This is a genomic window from Actinomycetota bacterium, from assembly GCA_040905475.1.
Taxonomy (GTDB): domain Bacteria; phylum Actinomycetota; class AC-67; order AC-67; family AC-67; genus DATFGK01.
Genome location: JBBDRM010000074.1, coordinates 1 through 18748, shown reverse-complemented (window position 1 = coordinate 18748; position 18748 = coordinate 1). Strand labels below are relative to the sequence as shown.

The 18748-nt window shown below is 66.7% G+C and carries 15 protein-coding genes; 9 read left to right on the top strand and 6 right to left on the bottom strand.

Going from position 1 to position 18748, the window contains the following annotated elements; genetic code table 11:
- Positions 1-4: 4 nt before the first annotated feature.
- The 5 genes from WEB06_07650 (at position 5) to WEB06_07630 (ending at position 5470) form a co-directional block, all read left to right on the top strand.
- A complete protein-coding gene (locus WEB06_07650) occupies positions 5-1492 on the top strand; it encodes a DUF4173 domain-containing protein (GenBank protein ID MEX2555489.1) in 1488 nt (495 codons plus the stop codon).
- 96 nt (positions 1493-1588) lie between these two features.
- Positions 1589-1990, top strand: a complete 402-nt coding sequence (locus tag WEB06_07645) for a hypothetical protein (protein MEX2555488.1) — start codon at positions 1589-1591, stop codon at positions 1988-1990.
- Between the two features lie 457 nt (positions 1991-2447).
- Entirely contained in the window at positions 2448-4082 is a 1635-nt protein-coding gene (locus WEB06_07640; GenBank protein MEX2555487.1) for a LuxR C-terminal-related transcriptional regulator, read from the top strand.
- Positions 4083-4200: 118 nt separating this feature from the next.
- A complete protein-coding gene (locus WEB06_07635) occupies positions 4201-5301 on the top strand; it encodes an NAD(P)-binding domain-containing protein (GenBank protein MEX2555486.1) in 1101 nt (366 codons plus the stop codon).
- Positions 5302-5317: 16 nt separating this feature from the next.
- The gene (locus WEB06_07630) at positions 5318-5470 is read left to right on the top strand and encodes a hypothetical protein (GenBank protein MEX2555485.1); all 153 of its coding nucleotides are present in this window, start codon (positions 5318-5320) and stop codon (positions 5468-5470) included.
- Positions 5471-5472: 2 nt separating this feature from the next.
- Here the strand turns inward: WEB06_07630 and WEB06_07625 are convergent, their stop codons facing one another.
- The 3 genes from WEB06_07625 to WEB06_07615 form a co-directional block, all read right to left on the bottom strand.
- A complete protein-coding gene (locus WEB06_07625) occupies positions 5473-6918 on the bottom strand; it encodes a glutamate synthase subunit beta (GenBank protein MEX2555484.1) in 1446 nt (481 codons plus the stop codon).
- Complete coding sequence (gltB, locus tag WEB06_07620) at positions 6911-11434, bottom strand: glutamate synthase large subunit (GenBank protein MEX2555483.1); 4524 nt, start codon at positions 11432-11434, stop codon at positions 6911-6913. Before gltB ends, WEB06_07625 begins: the two co-directional genes overlap by 8 nt.
- Positions 11435-11597: 163 nt before the next feature.
- On the bottom strand, positions 11598-13166 hold the full coding sequence (locus WEB06_07615) for an HD domain-containing phosphohydrolase (protein ID MEX2555482.1): 1569 nt from the start codon (positions 13164-13166) through the stop codon (positions 11598-11600).
- Between the two features lie 101 nt (positions 13167-13267).
- On the opposite strand from WEB06_07615, the gene WEB06_07610 reads away from it, so the two are divergent.
- Both WEB06_07610 and WEB06_07605 read left to right on the top strand, forming a co-directional pair.
- Complete coding sequence (locus tag WEB06_07610) at positions 13268-14107, top strand: cupin domain-containing protein (GenBank protein MEX2555481.1); 840 nt, start codon at positions 13268-13270, stop codon at positions 14105-14107.
- A gap of 40 nt (positions 14108-14147) precedes the next feature.
- Positions 14148-14564: an ester cyclase gene (locus WEB06_07605; protein MEX2555480.1), complete on the top strand. Its 417-nt coding sequence runs from the start codon at positions 14148-14150 to the stop codon at positions 14562-14564.
- 256 nt (positions 14565-14820) lie between these two features.
- Here the strand turns inward: WEB06_07605 and WEB06_07600 are convergent, their stop codons facing one another.
- Positions 14821-15645 (bottom strand): SDR family NAD(P)-dependent oxidoreductase, encoded by an 825-nt coding sequence (locus WEB06_07600; GenBank protein MEX2555479.1) that lies wholly within the window; start codon positions 15643-15645, stop codon positions 14821-14823.
- A 148-nt stretch (positions 15646-15793) separates the two neighbouring features.
- On the opposite strand from WEB06_07600, the gene WEB06_07595 reads away from it, so the two are divergent.
- Complete coding sequence (locus WEB06_07595; protein ID MEX2555478.1) at positions 15794-17071, top strand: adenylate/guanylate cyclase domain-containing protein; 1278 nt, start codon at positions 15794-15796, stop codon at positions 17069-17071.
- Here the strand turns inward: WEB06_07595 and WEB06_07590 are convergent.
- Positions 17031-17681: a methyltransferase domain-containing protein gene (locus WEB06_07590; protein MEX2555477.1), complete on the bottom strand. Its 651-nt coding sequence runs from the start codon at positions 17679-17681 to the stop codon at positions 17031-17033. The genes WEB06_07595 and WEB06_07590 overlap by 41 nt on opposite strands.
- Positions 17682-17824: 143 nt before the next feature.
- Positions 17825-18286, bottom strand: a complete 462-nt coding sequence (locus WEB06_07585; GenBank protein ID MEX2555476.1) for a nitroreductase family deazaflavin-dependent oxidoreductase — start codon at positions 18284-18286, stop codon at positions 17825-17827.
- A 252-nt stretch (positions 18287-18538) separates the two neighbouring features.
- Here WEB06_07585 and WEB06_07580 point away from each other — a divergent pair.
- Positions 18539-18748, top strand: a 210-nt coding sequence (locus WEB06_07580; GenBank protein ID MEX2555475.1) for a hypothetical protein, incomplete at its 3' end; no start/stop codon positions are given.

The following is an 18748-nucleotide window of genomic DNA, read 5'->3' as shown; positions in this document are numbered from 1 at the left end:
AGGGATGCCCTCCCACGACTCCATCGAGCCCGCCGCTGTCCTCGGGCTCGAGGCTCCGGAGGCCTCACGCAGAACCCTTCTCACGATCCTGGCGCTGGGCGTCGCTTTCGATCTTGCCTTCAACGGGCAGCGCCCCGGGGTGTCGATCCCCTTCTTCACCGTCTTGCTGGCTGTCTCGCTTCGAACCGTCGCTCCCCGGTCTCCAGGGACCGATGTTCTCCTCGCCGGAGCCGTGGTGCTGTCTATCTTCCCGGCCCTACGCGCGAACGAGCCGCTCATCGCGCTCGATGTGCTCGCCGTCTCGGCGCTGCTCGGCCTCGCGGTCACTCAGGATCTCGGATCGATCGGATCGGTCTCGATAACAGGGATCGTTCGCCGAGGGATGGCACTCCTGACGCGATCGCTCCATATCCCCCGCTTCCTGGCCGGGCGCTTCGGAGAACCGGTCGAGCGACGACGAGCGAAAGTAGCCCTGCGGGCCGCGCTCGTGGCCCTGCCGATCGTGGCGCTGTTCGCCACGATCCTCGCGTCCGGCGACCGCGTATTCGCTCGACTGCTCTCCTCGATCCTCCCTGAGTGGAACGTAAGCAGCATCCTGTCCCACATCGTTCTGGCGATCGTCGGATCGGCTCTCGTTGCGATCCTGTGGCGCAGCACGTTGGGCGACGTCGGCGGCAACGAACCCAAGCCGGGCATGACCCATCGCCCGATCCTCGGGTTCGCGGAATGGGCCACGGTGCTCGCCGGGATCGATCTGCTCTTCGCAACCTTCGTTGTCGTGCAGCTCGCATATCTCTTCGGAGGGGATCAACGCGTCGTCGTGACACCGGGCCTCACATACGCCGAGTACGCGCGGACCGGCTTCTTGCAGCTCGCGGTCGCGGCGGCGCTCACCGTCGTACTGATCCTTGCGTTGTGGGACGCCGGCCGCCGCGACGACGCTCGGCAGGAGCGTTGGTTCCGCGCGCTCGTAGCGGTGATGGTCGGCCTCACCGGTGTCGTGCTCATCTCCGCGGTGAAGCGCTTGGCGCTCTACGAAGGGGCGTTCGGATTCACGACGGCTCGATTCTTCGGTTATGTGGCCATCGTCTCCATCGGCGCGGTGCTGGTCGTCCTCACGTCGGCCATCTGGGCGAGGCGACGCGAGCGAGTAGTCGCCGGATTCCTCCTCGTCGCGTTCGCGGCCCTGCTCGTCGTCAACGTCGTCAACCCCGAGCGCTTCGTAGCCGAGCGGAACGTCGCGCGCTACGAAGCGGTCGGGAAGATCGATATCGACTATCTCGGCGTGGTTCTCGGGAGCGACGCCGTCCCGGTACTCGTCGCCCTGCTCGACCGGCTTTCCGACGCGGACAAGGCCGCCCTTCGTGAAGCGCTTTGCGTGCGGAGTCACTCTTTGGGTCCGGAGCCATCATGGCGCTCGGCGAACCTCGGGCGAAGCTCGGCCCGCACTGCGCTCGGCTCGGTGGGCATCACGTCGGCCGCCTGCAGCTGACCTTTCTACCCCTCCTTCTCTTTTGTGGAGTCCCGAACGGGAACCGGCCTGGCGCGCCGTCCGTCGAACTGCAACGCTATGGGCTTGGAGGGGACCATGAGACGTGCTGCACTGATGCTGTTGGTCGTGATGCTGGTGCCGGGCGCCTCAGCCCAGGCGCGCGAGAAGAACGCACCGCCGCGCACCAAAGTCACCGCGACCCTCACCTCGGAATCGACCCCTCGACGGAACGCCGAATATCTGATCCGGGTCGATGCCGTTGATCCGGAAGGCCACATCACCGAGATCGCGGTCGACTTCGGTGACGGAGCGATGGTCTGGCTCCTCCTCGCCTGTGATCCAGAGGATCCGCCGGGAGTGCCCGCGACGCAAGAGCTCACGTGGTCCTACGCTCCGGGCCAATACACGGTGAAGGCGTGGGCGTACTCGAGCCCGGATTGCTTCTCGGGACCGTTCCAACAGAGCCGCCCCAGCGTGGCTCATTTGAGCGTCGTCTGATCCTCGCCCATACCTAGGCTCGCGCGGTACGTCAAGGCCGGGGCAATGCGGAAATAGCACGCGCCGAGTTGCTCAACGTTTGACGAGGTCTTAGCCTGTCGAACCATGGCGACCAAACAGAAAGCATCCCGTCGTTCCACTGGTCGGTCCAGCTCGAAGGGGCTGATCTGTCCTGAGTGCGGATTCAAGGCCGCGCATCCCATGGGTCTCGGCCGGCACCGAAGCTCCCGGCACAACGTCGCTTCGAAGCGTGAGCTTCAGCGACGCTCGCTCGTTCGCCCTTATCGTGGGCGGAGCAAAGAGGTCACGGCGTTGATGAAACGCGTCGAGGAACTCGAGCAGCGGTACGACCGGTTGATGACCGCACTTTCCAAAGCCTCCCGCGGTCGCGCGCGTCGATAGAACTTCCGCACCTTCTTACACAGATCCGGCTTCGCCCCGTTATGGTGAGTAGCCGATGATCACGAGCGAGGCGCTCGATCTCGGCCGGGCGGCCTTCGCACGTCACGCGTGGGGAGACGCACACGCGCAGCTGTCGGCCGCGGACGCGGTGGCCGCCCTCGAGGGCGCAGATCTCGACCTGCTCGCGACGGCCGCCGCCTTGATCGGTCGGGACGCCGAAAGCATCGATATCTGGGCCCGCGCGCATCAAGCATTCCTCGGCGGAGGCGAACCGCAGAAGGCTGCTCGGTGCGCGTACCACATGGGCATGGCGCTGATGGACAAGGGCGACATCGCCCAGGCCGGCGGCTGGTTCACCCGCGCGAGGCGCGTCCTCGACGACGAAGGCGCCGAGTGCGTGGAGCAGGGTTTCTTACTCTTGCCGATCGCGCTGCAAACGATGTTCGGGGGGGACCCTGCAAGCGCGCACGAGACGTTCTTGCAGATCGCAGAGATCGCAAAGCGTTTCGCCGATCCCGACCTGATCGCACTTGGACGACTCGGCCGGGGCCAGGCGCTGATGATGTTGGGACGGGCCGACGAAGGCGTGGCGTTGCACGACGACGCCATGGTCGCGGTCATGGCCGGCGAGGTATCCCCGCTCATCGCCGGGCTCATCTACTGCGCCGTTATCGACGCCTGTCACAGGATCTTCGATATCCGCCGGGCGCAAGAATGGACGGCCGCCCTGAGCCGGTGGTGCGAGTCGCAGCCGGACCTGGTCCCGTTCCGTGGTCAGTGTCTCGTCCATCGCTCCGAGATCATGCAACTGCACGGCTCGTGGCTCGACGCGATCAACGAAGCACATCGCGCGCAGAAGTGGCTCTCCGAACCGCCTACTCCGGCGGTTGGGGACGCTTACTTCCAGCTCGGCGAGATCCACCGGCTGCGCGGCGACTACAAGAAGGCCGAGGAGGCGTACCGGCAAGCGAGCGAATCGGGACGCTCCCCACAGCCCGGTCTTGCGCTGCTCCGCCTGGCACGGGGACAGCTGGACGCCGCCGCAGCATCGATCCGACGCGAGGTCGACGAGGCTCAGGATCCCATGACGAAGTCGAAGATCCTGCCGGCTCACGTCGAGATCATGCTGGCGTCCGGCGACGTCGCCGCAGCCCGGGCCTCCGCGGACGAGCTGGCCACCATCGCAGGCCTGTTCACCGCGCCGCTCCTGCGCGCGGTAGCCGCACACGCGAACGGGGCCGTCCTCCTGAGCGAAGGCGACGCCCGGGGCGCGCTCGGCGCGCTTCGTCCCGCCTGGACCACCTGGCAGGAGATCGAAGCGCCCTACGAAGCCGCCCGGGTCCGGGTCCTGATCGGGCTCGCGTGCCGGGCGCTCGGCGACCGTGACGGCGCAGAGCTCGAGCTCGCCGCGGCCCGCAAGACCTTTCAGCAGCTCGGCGCCGCCCCGGCGCTTTCCTGGCTGGATCAGGTTTCGAAGCCGTCGGAGCCGAAGGCCGCGGGTGGGCTGAGCGCTCGCGAGATCGAAGTGCTCCGGCTGGTCGCGGCCGGCAAGACGAACCGGGCGATCGCCGCCGAGCTGGTGCTAAGCGAGAAGACCGTGGCCCGGCACATCAGCAACATCTTCACCAAGCTGGGGGTCTCGACTAGGGCAGCGGCCACCGCCTACGCCTACCAACACGACCTGACCTGACCCGAGCCTGCGCAGGATTACCCACGCCCATCGCCTAGCGGTTTGGTTGGTTCTCCCGATGCCGGGGCCGGTCCCCCCGCGTACCGTCGCCTCAGACAACGGATGAGGGGAGGCCGCGATGAGCACCGAGCGCTTCGAGACCGTGATCATCGGTGGGGGGCAGGCGGGCCTGGCGACCGGATACCACCTCGGGAAGCAAGGCCGGTCGTACGTGATCCTGGATGCGAACGAGCGGGTCGGCGATTCCTGGCGCAAGCGCTGGGACTCCCTCCGCTTGTTCACCCCCGCCCGCTTCAGCCGCCTGCCGGGGATGAGGTTCCCGGCCGCCGCCTGGTCGTTCCCCACCAAGGACGAGATGGGCGACTACCTCGAGGCTTACGCAGCGCGGTTCGACATCGCATATCGAACGGGGGTCCGGGTCGACGGCCTGGTCCGCGAGTGCGACCGGTTCGTTGTCACCGCCGACGACCGCCGTTTCGAGGCAGACCGCGTCGTGGTGGCTACCGGTGCCTACCGAACGCCGAAGGTTCCCGCGTTCGCGAAGGAGCTCGATCCGAGCATCGTTCAGATGCACTCGAGCGAGTACCGGAATCCGTCGCAGCTCCGAGACGGCGGCGTGCTGTTGGTCGGCGTCGGGAACTCGGGGGCCGAGATCGCCTACGAGCTGGCCGCCTCCCATCGCACGGCGCTCGCCGGCAAAGAGGCCGGCCAGATCCCAGCTCGTCACGGTAGCTATCCCGCGCGTCTCGGTTTCCGCGTCTTCCGGTTCGTGATGCACCACGTCATCACGATGAGAAATCCGATCGGCCGGAAAGCGATCCCAAAGCTCAAGACCAAGGCGGACCCGCTGATCCGCCGGCGCACCAAGGACCTCGCGGCCGCCGGGATCGAGCGGCTGCCCCGGGTCGCCGGGGTACGGCACGGCCTACCGCTACTGGATGACGGCCGGGTGCCCGAGGTCGGAAACGTCATCTGGTGCACGGGATTCCGCCAGGAGTTTCCGTGGATCGACCTCCCTGCCTTCGGCGAGGACGGGCAGCCGGTCCACAAGCGCGGCGTCTCTACGACGTCGCCGGGGCTGTACTTCGTCGGCCTGGTTTTCCAGTACTCGGCATCGTCGGACGCGCTCCCCAGCCGGAGCAGGGATGCGCGCTACGTCGCCGGCCACATCGCGGCGCATGCACCCAACACCCGCCCCGCCGAACACGTTCCGGCGTGATCAGAAGGAGACGGCCGTGACGGCTCAGGAGCGCGAGGAGCTCATCGGGCTCTTCCTGGCGGCGATACAGGCGGTGGTTCCGCGGGTGTCGAGCGACGAGCGGATGCTGGTCCGCGAAGTGCTCGACGGGATGCTTCGCGAGCATCCCGCGATCCTCGGGTACGACTAAGTCTAGGCGTTGAGCGGCGCGGGTAGGAGCGTGTCGCTCATCAGGAAGCGATCGACGGCCGCGGCGGCCGACCGGCCTTCGGCGATCGCCCAGACGATGAGGCTCTGCCCGCGACCCATATCGCCGGCGACGAACACGCCCGGGACGGTCGTCGTCCAGTTCTCGTCGCGCTTGACATTGCCCCGTTGATCTATCTCGACGCCGAGCTGCTCGAGCATACCGTTGCGTTGCGGTCCCGAGAAGCCCATCGCGAGCAGCGCGAGGTCGCACGGGAGCTCGAACTCGGTGCCCTCGACCGGCTCGAACATCGGGCGACCGTCGCGGATCACCATCTCGACCTCACGCCCGTGCAGCGTTCGGACGTTGCCCCCGTCGTCGCCGGTGAACTTGTCGGTCCCGACGGAGAAGACCCGCTCGCCGCCTTCCTCATGCGCCGAAGAGGTCCGGAAGATCAGCGGCCACTGCGGCCAGGGGTTGGAGTCGGCGCGCTCCTCGGGCGGGCGCGGCATGATCTCGAGTTGATGCACCGAGGCGGCGCCCTGCCGGTGGACGGTGCCGAGGCAGTCGGCGCCGGTGTCTCCGCCGCCGATGATGATGACGTGTTTTCCCTCGGCGGTGATCTCGGGTTTCTCGATGGTTCCCTCGACGGCTTTGTTCGACGACGTCAGGTAGTCCATCGCGAAATGGATGCCGCTCAGCTCGTGGCCGGGGACGGGAAGGTCGCGCGGGATCGTCGAGCCGCCGGCGAGCACGATGGCGTCGAAGCCGTCGCGAAGCTCGTCGACCGATACGTTCTCGCCGATGTTGGCGTCGCAGCGGAACTCGGTCCCCTCGGCGCGCATCTGGTCGATCCGCCGGTCGAGGACCCGCTTCTCCATCTTGAACTCAGGGATGCCGTAGCGAAGCAGGCCACCCGGCTTGCCGGCGCGCTCGAACACCACGACGGCGTGCCCGGCGCGGGTGAGCTGCTGCGCGGCCGCGAGGCCGGCAGGCCCGGAGCCGACGACCGCGACCTTCCGGCCGGTGAGCACCCCGGGAGGTTCCGGCGTGACCCACCCCTCGGCGAACGCCCGATCGATGATCGTGACCTCGATCGCTTTGATCGACACCGGCGGGGCGTTGATGCCGAGCACGCACGACCCCTCGCAGGGCGCCGGGCACAGCCGGCCGGTGAACTCCGGGAAGTTGTTCGTTGCGTGGAGCCGCTCGATCGCGTCGCGCCAGTCGTCGCGATAGACGAGGTCGTTCCACTCGGGGATCAGGTTCCCGAGCGGGCATCCGCTGTGGCAGAACGGAACGCCGCAGTCCATGCACCGCGCCGCCTGCGTCTTGACCGAGACGATGGGGAGCGGTTGGTAGACCTCCTTCCAGTCGGACAAGCGTCGCTCGAGCGGCCGGTAGTGGATCGACTCGCGCTCGTAGCGGATGAAGCCACCCTTCTCACCCATGGGCCGCCGCCATGACTGCCTCTTCCACGGACTCGCCGCGCTCCTGCGCCGCGCGCGTCGCCGCGAGCACTCGCTTGTAGTCCTTCGGCATCACCTTCACGAAGGTCTCGGCCGCCTTGTACCAGTCGGCGAGGATCAGGTAAGCGACGCCCGAACGCGTGAGGAGATAGTGCTGTTCGACGACGCCGCGCAGCCAGCGCTCTTCTTCGTCGTCGATCTGCTCGAGGTCGACCATCTCCGGGTTGACGTTCGCGGGGAACGTTCCGTCGGGGTCGTGGACGAACGCGATCCCGCCCGACATCCCGGCGCCGAAGTTCCGGCCGGTCTTGCCGAGCACCACGGCGCGGCCGCCGGTCATGTACTCGCACGCGTGATCGCCGACGCCCTCGACGACGGCCACCGCGCCGGAGTTGCGAACGCAGAAGCGCTCACCGACCACGCCTCGGATGTAGACCTTGCCGCCGGTCGCGCCGTAGAGGATCACGTTGCCGGCGATGATGTTCTCGGACGCGCGGAACCGGGCCGTCCGGTCCGGGTACACGATGAGCTTCCCGCCCGACAGTCCCTTGCCCAGGTAGTCGTTCGCGTCGCCTTCGAGCTCCAAGGTGATCCCCTTGGGAACGAACGCGCCGAACGATTGGCCGGCCGAGCCGCGGAAATGGAGCTTGATCGTGTCGGGCGGCAGGCCGTCTTCGCCCCACCGCTTGGAGACCTGGTAGCCGAGCATCGTCCCGACCGTTCGATTCACGTTCCGGATCGGCAGCTCGAACGCGACGGGACGGCCGAGCTGGATCGCCGGCTTGCACATCTCGATCAGCTTGTTGTCCAGCGCCTTGGCGAGCCCGTGATCCTGGGTGCCGGCGTTGTGCCGGATGACCTCGTGCCCGACGTCGGGGATGTGCAGGATCGGTGTGAGGTCGATGCCGTCGGTCTTCCAGTGCTTGATCGCGGGCTCCGGGTCGATGAGCTCCGCGTGGCCGATCGCTTCGTCGAGCGAGCGGAACCCGAGCGCCGCGAGGTACTCGCGAACCTCCTCCGCCACGAAGCGCATGAACGCCACCGCGTGCTCCGGCTCGCCGTCGAACCGCTTCCGCAGCTCGGGGTTCTGCGTCGCGATACCCACAGGACACAGATCGAGATGACAGACGCGCATCATGATGCAGCCGATGGCGACGAGCGGCGCGGTCGCGAAGCCGAACTCGTCGGCGCCAAGCAGGGCGCCGATGACGACGTCGCGCCCGGTCTTGAGCTGGCCGTCGACCTGGACCACGATCCGGTCGCGCAACCCGTTGAGCAGAAGTGTCTGCTGCGTCTCGGCGAGCCCCAGCTCCCACGGGCCGCCGGCGTGCTTGATCGACGATAGCGGCGACGCGCCGGTTCCGCCGTCGTGGCCGCTGATCAGCACCACGTCGGACTTGGCCTTGCACACGCCCGCCGCGACCGTACCGACGCCGACCTCGGCGACGAGCTTCACGTGCACCCGCGCCTGCGGGTTCGAGTTCTTGAGATCGTGGATGAGCTGAGCGATGTCCTCGATGGAATAGATGTCGTGATGCGGCGGCGGCGAGATCAGGCCCACGCCCGGCGTCGCGAACCGCGTCTTCGCGATCCACGGATACACCTTCTGACCCGGAAGCTGTCCACCCTCGCCCGGCTTGGCGCCCTGTGCGATCTTGATCTGCAGGTCGTCCGCGTTCGCGAGATACAGCGATGTCACGCCGAAACGCGCCGAGGCGACCTGGCGGATGCGGCTGCGTCGTGAATCGCCGTTCGGATCGAGCCGGTCGCGCTCGGCGTCCTCGCCGCCCTCGCCCGAGTTGGAGCGTCCGCCGAGCCGGTTCATCGCGATGGCCAGCGTCTCGTGCGCCTCCTGCGAGATCGAGCCGTAGCTCATGGCGCCGGTAGCGAACCGCTTCACGATGTCGTCGACCGGCTCGACCTCGTCGATCGGCACGGGGGGCCGCACGCCGTCGCGAAATCGGAAGAGGCCGCGCATCGTGGCGAGGTTGCGCGCCTGGTCGTCGACGGCCTTCGTGTACTTCTTGAAGACCTCGTAGCTCTCTTCCCGCACCGCCTGGCGAAGGAGCGCGACGACCTCGGGGTTGAAAAGGTGCGTCTCGCCCTCGCGACGCCACTGGTACTGACCGCCGACCTCGAGCCCCCGGTGCGCCCGCATCTTCGACCGCGTCGGGTAGGCGATCGCATGGCGCGCGGCGACCTCGCGCGCGATCCCGTCGAGCCCGATGCCGCCGAGACGGCTCACCGTGCCGGTGAAGTACTCGTCGACGAGCTCCTGCGACAGGCCGATCGCCTCGAAGACCTGCGCGCCCGTGTACGAGGCGACCGTCGAGATGCCCATCTTCGACATCGTCTTCAGGACGCCCTTCCCGAGGCCCTTCACGAGGTTGTAGACGGCCTTGCTGGCGTCGATGCCGGTCATCTCCCTGCGGTCGATCATGTCCTCGACGGTCTCGAACGCGAGATACGGGTTCACCGCCCCGGCGCCGTACCCGATCAGGCACGCGATGTGGTGCACCTCGCGCGCGTCGCCGGTCTCGATCACGAGTCCGACCTTGGTTCGCGTCTTCTCACGGATCAGGTGGTGATGCACGGCGGACGTGAGGAGCAGCGAGGGGATCGGCGCGTGCTCGGCGTCGGAGTCTCGGTCGCTCAAGACCACGATGCGGATCCCCTCATCGATCGCCCGGCTGACCTCGGCGCAGATCGCACGGAGCGCCTCGCGCAAGGCATCGCCGCCCCCGGCCACCGGATACAGCCCGTGGAAGACCTGCGCGTGGAAGCCGGGAAGATTCCCGTCGTCGTCGATATGGATGATCTTGGCGAGCTCCTCGTTGTCGATCACCGGGTACGGGAGCACCACCTGGCGGCACGACGCTGGGCCCGGGTCGAGCAGGTTCTGCTCGGGGCCGAGCGTCGAACCCATCGCGGTGACCAATTCCTCGCGTATGGCGTCGAGCGGCGGGTTGGTGACCTGCGCGAACAGCTGCCGGAAGTAATCGAAGAGCTGCCGCGAACGGTTGGAGAGCGCCGCGAGCGGCGCGTCGTTCCCCATCGAGCCGAGCGGCTCCTGCCCCGCCTGCGCCATCGGTCCGATGAGGATGCGGAGATCCTCCTCCGAGTAGCCGAAGGTCTGCTGGAGCCGCAGGACCGACTCGTGGGTCGGCATCTCGCGCGTTCGCTTCGGAAGGTCGCGGAAGAAGATCTGTCCGGCGTGCACCCAGTCCTCGTAGGGAAGCTGCGCGGCCAGCTCGTCCTTGATCTCGTCGTCGCCGACGATGCGTCCCTTCGTCGTGTCGACGAGGAAGATCTTGCCGGGCTGCAGGCGGCCTTTCTGCACGATCTTGGCCGGGTCGATGTCGAGGACGCCGACCTCGGACGCCATCACCACGAGATCGTCGTCGGTCACCCAGTAGCGGGACGGACGGAGGCCGTTGCGGTCGAGCACCGCGCCGATCACCGTCCCGTCGGTGAAGGCGATCGAGGCGGGGCCGTCCCACGGCTCCATCAACGCTGCGTGGAACTGGTAGAAGGCGCGCCGGTCGCGCTTCATCGAGCGGTGGTTCTCCCACGCTTCGGGGATCATCATCAGCACGGCGTGCGGCAGTGATCGTCCGGCCATGTTCAGCAGCTCGAGACATTCGTCGAACGACGCGGAGTCGCTCGCGCCGGGAGTGATGACGGGGAAGATGCGCTCGATGTCGCCCGGGATGTTCTCGCTCTGCATCAGCGCCTCGCGGGCGCGCATCCAGTTCCGGTTCCCCTGGAGGGTGTTGATCTCACCGTTGTGCGCGATCATCCGATACGGGTGCGCGAGCGGCCACGAGGGGAAGGTGTTGGTCGAGAACCGCGAGTGGACGAGCGCGAGCGCCGTCTCGAGGCGTGTGTCGACGAGGTCGGGGAAGAAGTCGGGAAGCTGCGGACAGTGCAGCATGCCCTTGTACACGAGCGTGCGCGCGGACAGGCTCGGGAAGTACACACCCGGGACCTCGTGCTCGATGCGTTTGCGGATCACGAAGATCAGACGTTCGAGGTCCAAGCCTTCCTTGCCGTCGCCGTCGATGAAGAGCTGCTTGAAGACGGGCATCATGCCGCGAGCTTGGACGCCGATCATCGAGTCGTCGAAGGGTACGTCGCGCCAGCCGAGGACCTTGAGGCCCTCGCTCGTCACGACGGCGTCGATCCCGGAGACGACCTCGGCGCGCTCGGCTTCGTCCTGCGGGAGGAACGCCATCCCGGCCGCGTAACCGTCGCGGTCGGGAAGGTCCAGGCTCGAGACCTCACGCAGGAAGCGGTCGGGCATCTGGATCAGGATGCCGGCGCCGTCACCGGTGTTCGTCTCGGCACCGGTGGCGCCCCGGTGCTCGAGGTTGAGGAGGGCGGCGATCGCGAGCTTCACGATGTCGTGGGTTGCGCGACCCTTCATGTCCACGACGAACCCGACGCCGCAGGCGTCGTGCTCGAAGCGGGGGTCGTATAGGCCTTGACGTGCTGGGATACTTCCGGACACGCGTCACCTCTATCTCACGGTTATGGGTACCGGGCCGGGGCGACGCTGCCCTGGTGGTCTCCGAATTATAGGGGCTCTCCGGTCGATAACAAGCGAGAAAGGGCCTCGCCGGCCGAGTCCGAGATCGAGGTGGTACTACTTCTTCCCTTGGTCAATTCGACAGGAGGTCGTTCTGAGCAGCGAAGAGTGCCGCTGCAGCGCGGCTCGACACCCCGATCTTGGTGTAGGCATGCGATAGATGATGCTCGACCGTCCGCTCGGAGATGTGGAGCCGTTCCGCGATCTGCCGGTTGGAGGCGCCGCGCACCGCATGCCTCAGGACCTCCACCTCACGTGTGCTCAGCCCGGCCGGCCAATCCTGACGCGTTCGGCGAACCCGATGTCCCGCGGCAGCGAGAACCGCATCGGCGGCCTCTCCATCCAGCCTGCCCGCGCGGACCTCCTCGCGCAGAAGCCTTTTCGCAGCCGTCGCGTCGTGCGCCGGCCGGTACGCCCGTTCTTCGGTCATCGCGTGGTACGCGTCGGCCGCCGCCAGGATGCGCGCGAGGATCCCGATCTGCGGGGCCTTGCTGCCGCGGTGATAGCCGGATCCGTCGAGCCGCTCATGGTGTGTCGCAGCCAGCTCACCGTACGGCGCGAGCGTTGCGCACCTCGCCGTCGCGCGCTCGACGAAGTAGGGGTGTAGGCGCACCCCCTCCCATTCCGTCTCGGTGAGGCGCGCGGGCTTCTCCCAGATCCCGTTTGGAACGCCGACCCGACCGAGGTCGTGGATCAGCGACGCGCGCCGCACGAGCTCGACGTCGCCGGCGGGCAAGGTCAGCCGTCTCGCCGCCGCTGCCGCGAGTTCCGCGACGCCGCGTGAGTGACCGACCGTGTGCGGATCCTTCAGGTCGGCGAAGTCTGCGAGCGCTCGCAGCGCATCGTCCATCTCATGCGCCGGGACGAATCGAACGGGTGCGGGCTCCCACTCCAGTACCCGTTCCCACGAGACCTCCTCATCCTCACCCTGCAGGAACCCGGCCGCATCGGCGCAGAAGGACGAGGCCAAGGCCGGGTCGTGAGCCTTCCCCGAACGTTCGCGGAGCACCGCCACAGCGCCCTCGACACCGCGCGCGCTCGAGAAATTCACCGCGTCCTGCGCGACGTTCACGATGCGCACGCTGACCGGGATCGCATCTCCCGCCATCCCGTTCGGCCACCCCTTACCATCCCAGCGCTCGAAGACGGCGCCGACGGCATGACGAACGTCTTCTCCGAGCCCGATGGTTTCGGCGAGCCGCACTCCCACCTCGCAGCTGGCGCGATATGAGTTTGCTGCTATCCGCGGGCCCGTCGCGAGAACGCGCGCGACGGTCTTGACCCGGCGGAGTGGCGGACGACCTTTTCCCGCATACCGGACGGCATCGCCCAGCAACTCCAAAGGGTTGGTCAGGTCGAGGAACGCAGCTCTCTCCTGCGCAGCGATCTCGTCGTCGAACACCTCGGCAAGCTCGTGGGCGTGCGACGTACATCCGATCCATCGAAGGAGCGCGACGGCAAGGACTTCTCGCAAGGTCTCGTCGTCGCGGGAGAGCGAACGACCGAACCGCATCGCGACGGCGGTGACGACCAATTCGTTGCCGGGCGCTCGGCCGATCCCGAGGTCGGTGGCCAGAGAGAGCACGGCGAGGAGTTCGGCGAGGCGCAGCCCGCCGGCCTGATCGTCCCCCACGGCGCTCATGGCCTCGATGTCACGAAAATGGGTGCCTCCCCCGATGCCCGGGTACCGGGACTCAACCTACCGTTCTCGCAGTGATCGGAGAAGCGTGGAGGGAGGACGACATGGCCGCGCGGGAAGCTGGTGCCGAGCTTGATGTCATGGGCGTGAAGCTGCGGGTGGTCTTGCCCTCGGGGGCAACGAACGGGGCGTATTCGGTCGTCGAGCAGCTCGATCGTCCGGGCGGCGGCAGCCCGCCCCACGTCAACAGCCGCGAGGACATCGTGATCGCCATCCTCGAGGGCAACGTGGACGTCCGCCTCCCCGGCACCACAGTATCGCTGAGGCCGGGACAATCGATCTCGGTGCCGCGTAACACCAGGCATTGGACGCGCAACACCGGGACGAGCCCGTCGAGAACCCTCTACACGTTCCTCCCGGGTGGTTTCGAGGGCTTCTTCGTCGACGTCGCCCGACTCGGTGCGGATCCAGACCTAGAGCGGGTCGCGACGATCGCCGCGGAGTACGGCCAAGAGATCGCGCCGCCGGAAGAGGAGAGCCCTGAGAGCGACCACAACGGCAGAACGCTCCCGGAGAGCGCGGCAGAGATCCCCCGGCTGTTCGAGGAACGCTTCAACGCCGGAGACCTGGACGGCATGTTGGAGCTCTACGAGAGCGAAGCGGCACTCATCCCGCAGCCGGGGATGCCGGCACTCCATGGAAGAGATGCCTTGCGCCGAGCCCTGGAAGGGTTGCTCGCGATGGGCGGCAAGCTCGAGCTTGCGGAGTCCACGGTGATCCACGCCGACGACGTCGCTCTCCTGATCCACGACGGCCACCTCTCCGGCGGCACCGCGCCGGACGGTAGCGCGATCGATCTGAACAGTAGGAGCAGCGATGTCGTGCGACGTCAGCAGGACGGAACGTGGCGGATCGTGATCGATAACCCATGGGGAACCGCCTGAGCGCTTCGGCCAGATCCCAGATCCAGGAGGAGGACGAGTCATGACTACGGACGAGCTCAAAGTCATCGCGGCGAGATTCTTCGAAGAGGTCTGGAACCGGCACGACGTGAACGCCATCGACACGCTCTTCGCTCCCGACTTCGTCGATCATTACCTGTCGGTTCCACGCACGCCGGATCGTGACGGGTTCAAGCAGGAATGCACTGCCTATCTCACGGCGCTCCCCGACATCTCGGTGACGATCGAAGATCAGATCGCGGAAGGAGATCGGGTCGTCTCTCGGATCGTGTTCCGTGGTACGCACACCGGGCCCTTCGGACCCGTGCCGGCGACCGGACGGAGCGTCGAGTCGACCGGCTGCATCATCCTCCGCATCGCCGGGGGGCTCGTCGCCGAGCGGTGGGGCAACATCGACGACCTCGGCACCCTGCAGCAACTCGGGCTCATACCGGCCTAGAGCGAAGGAATCACGCGCTTCTCGACCTCGATATGGCGACCGTCGTTATCGCGGCCAACGCCATGACGACCAAACCGAAGGGCATATGTCGTGTTCGGAAGGCCGTACCGGCTTGTCGCTACGCCGGCGATCACGGCCGGAACGCTGATCGAGACGCATACGACGTAGAGCGGCGAAGGCCCGCTGGCCGCGAAAAGGAAGAACCCGAGCAGAACGGCGAGGATCCAGAACGAAGGCTTGGTTCCCGCGATCCGCATCAGGGACGTTTCGTGCCGGGATACATCGATCGCATCGAGCGCGCCATGAGCTCGATCGCCGCCTTGCGAGACAGGAGTCGCTGGGTCATCACGTTGGCGAGCCGGTTGCGGCGTCCGGCGATGATGCTCGGCCTTTTCCCGAGGGCATCGAGGGCCTCGTGGACGACTTGCTCGGGCTCCATGACCTCGACGCCTTTTGGCAGCTTCGCGTCCGACCCGAGCGAACCTTCGAAGCCGGGGGTACGCGTCATCCCGGGCATCAGCCCCAGAACATCGACCCCGCTCCCCCGCAGTTCTGCCCACAGCGACTCGGCGAGGATGAGATCGAACGCCTTGGTCGCCGCGTAGGTCGCAGCGAGCGGCGTACCGATCTGTCCGGCGGCCGACGAGACCACGATGATCCCGCCCCGCCCGCGACCGGCCATCGAGCGCGAGAGACGATCCACCATCTGCGTGACGGCTACGCAGTTGACCTGGATCTGGCGGATCTTTTCCTCGAGCGGGACGTCGAGCCACGGAGCGGTTACCGCATGAGCCGCACAGGCCACGTGAAGCCCCACTTCGACGTCCGCGGTGTCGTTCAAGACGCGCTCGACCTCGGCCGTGTCGGCGAGATCGGCCACGGCCTCGCGGACCTGGATCGTGGGGAACCGCCGTCGGAGGCCCTCCGCACGTTCCGCCAACGCCTCGGCCGCGCGATCCACCAGGATGAGATCCAATCCGGACATCCCGAGTCGCTCCGCGAATGCCGCGCCGAGGCCCATCGCGCCGCCCGTCACGAGAGCCCACGGGCCGTACTTCCGCGCAAAGGCGTTGCCGTTCAAACTCCCCCCTCGGAGGGGGATACTACAAACTGTGGCGTGAACGGATCCCGTGGCCGAGGTTGGTGGAGTTCTCAGGCCGGCCAAAGGCTGGTGTTCCGTCGTGACGTAGCTACTCGATACGCACCCACGACACGGAGAGATCTGAGCTATGGAGACCCCCAAAATCACGGGTCCGCTGGCCCGGTTCGCGAGGATCGGAGCGTTGCCGAGCGACACGCCGGACGAGGCGCTCCGCAAAGAGGTTCTCGTTCTGTCCGCCGGATTGATCACCGGGTTGGCGATCGTGTGGGTGGTCACGTACTGGGCTCTCGGCCTGCACCTGGCGGCAGCGATCCCCTTCGCCTATCAGGTCGTATCGATCATCAATCTCGCTATCTTCGCCAGGACCAAGCGTTACAGGTTCTTTCGACTATGGGAATTGAGCCTCAGCCTGCTCCTGCCGTTCTTCTTGCAGCTGAGCCTCGGTGGCTTCGTTCCGTCGAGCGGCGTAATCCTGTGGTCCTTCACTGCTCCTCTCGGAGCTCTCCTCTTCTACGGCCGCAGACAAGCGGTCCCCTGGTTCGTGGCGTTCGCGGGGGCCGTTGCGCTCGCGGGAGCGCTGGATCCGATCCTTGCCAACAAGTCGCCGGAGATCCCACGAGCGATCAACATCCTCTTCTTCGCGCTCAACTGCCTCGGGGTCACCGGAACCTGCTACGTCTTGCTCCAATACTTCGTCCAAGAACGCGAGCGATACGCCGCCGCGCTCGCGGCGGAGCGGGAACGCTCGGAGATTCTCCTCCTGAATGTCCTCCCCGAACCGATCGCCACACGACTCAAGGCCGGGGAGAACCTGATCGCGGACGGAGCTTCCGACGTCGGCGTGCTCTTCGCGGACATCGCCGGCTTCACCCCCATGGCCGAGACCATGCCGCCGGATGACGTCGTTCGCCTCCTGGACGAGATCTTCTCCGCCTTCGACCGGCTGGCCGCCGAGTATCGCCTGGAGAAGATCAAGACGATCGGCGATGCCTACATGGTGGCCTCGGGCCTCCTCGAGGCGGATCCGCAGCACGCCGAGAATCTCGCTCGTATGGCTCTCGCCATGCAGAACGAGATCATGACCCGCTCCCAGGACTCGCGCATCACGCTTCGGATCGGGATCGACATCGGCCCCGTCGTTGCCGGGGTGATCGGTCGCACCAAGTTCATCTACGACCTATGGGGCGACACCGTGAACACGGCAAGTCGCATGGAGTCCCACGGGCTCCCGGGTGCCATCCATGTAACCGATCGAGCGGCGGACAGGCTGGCCGGTTCCTTCGTCCTTGAGGACCGGGGCGAGCTTGACATCAAAGGCAAGGGACGCATGCACACCTATCTGTTGGTAGACGAAAGATCGCCGGCTACTTCGCGTACACCGCCGCGAACCAACCCATCCGGTTAGATCTCCCTTGCAGTCGGAAGCCGGCCGCGCGGAGGGTCTCGTCGACGAAACGCTCGTCGTGAACGTATGCGCGGAAGCCGCGCCGCTTGACGCGATGAAGGAGGTTCTCGAAGGAGAGCCCGACGCGGACCAAGAGGCCGACAACTCCGCTCGAGCGCGGCATCGAGAAACCGTACACGGACCCCGCCACGCCGATCGAGTTATCCAGCAAGCCCATAGGGTCTGGGTAGCAGCAGATGACCCGGTGGTGGACGACGATGTCGTGCCGACCGAGCTGCGCAGTGGCCGCGTTGTCGACTCGGAACTCCATCCGGTCGCTCAGCCCATCTTCGGACGAGATCCGGCGCGCCACCTCGATGTTGTCGGGCGACAGGTCGATCCCGGTCGCGCGTGCGGCGCCGGCTCCGACGAGCTCCGTCGAGAGCTCGCCCCGACCGCACCCGAGCTCGAGCACCGTCCGCCCTTGCAAGCCCGCCGCCCTCAGTTGCTGCTCGAGGAGCCGAGCGAGTTTGACGCCGGGGCGCTTTTTCGGATCGCGCCGTGGAGCGCAGCAGTCGATGTTCTCGTCGAAGTAGCGGGCGATGTCTTCGGGCTTGGAACGCCGACTCATGTCACAAAGTCTGGCATCGTTGGCCGCCGAGAGCCAACCGGTCGTAAGGAAGCCACTAGCCCTCCTCGGCGAGGACCGTAATGCTCCCGCGCGATGTTCCAAGACGAAGGATCCCAGCGACCCCTTCGAGCCGGATCTGCAGCCTAACTTCCCTCGTTGTCTCCCAGGCGGGTGGCGACGAACACCGGGATCAGGCGCTCCGTGTTCTTCTGATAGAGCTCGTAGGGCGGGTACGCGGCGACGGCGCGTTCCCACCAAAGCGCCCGCTCGTCGCCGGTCACCTCGCGCACGGTGACCGCGAACGGTTCCGGTCCGTCCTGCAGCGTGACCATGTTGGGATCCGCTCGGAGGTTGTAGACCCAGACCGGGTTCTTCGGTGCCCCGCCGAGCGAGCCGATCAACGCGTACTCGCCTTCGTGCTCAACGCGCATCAGGGGGGTCTTTCGGAGCGTACCGGTGCGCCTGCCACGACTCGTCACGATGACGACCGGCCACTCGCTATTGCCCAACATGTTCGCGCTGCGGCCGCCGGAACTCTCGTACGCTTCGACTTGGTTCCGTACCCAGTCCCACGGGCTGGGTTCGTACTCTCCTTCGACCTGCATGGGGTCTTTCTACCTTGAAGTTGGATAGGTGGCGACCCCAATGCGGACTCGAGCCGGACCGAGATCAGTTGCACCTCGTCGAGACGTCGTCGATCAGGCCCGGTCGGACGCTGTACCATCGTTGGCCGCGCCTCCCGACGAGACGACCCACAGGAGGGAACGGTGAGCGCAAAGAAGACCACGAAGAAGTCCGCCAAGACCCCCGCGACCGGAAAGAAGCCCAGTGGTTTCACGGCCGAGGAACGGGCTGCGATGAAGGAGCGGGCCCTAGAGCTGAAGGCGGAAGCGGCCAAGGCGGACGGGGAGAGCGCCCTGCTCGCGCAGATCGCCAGGATGCAGGGATCGGATCGTGCGATGGCCAAGCGGATCCACGAGATCATCAAAGCCAGCGCGCCGGACCTCTCGCCAAAGACCTGGTACGGGATGCCCGCGTATGCCAAGGACGGCAAGGTCGTCTGCTTC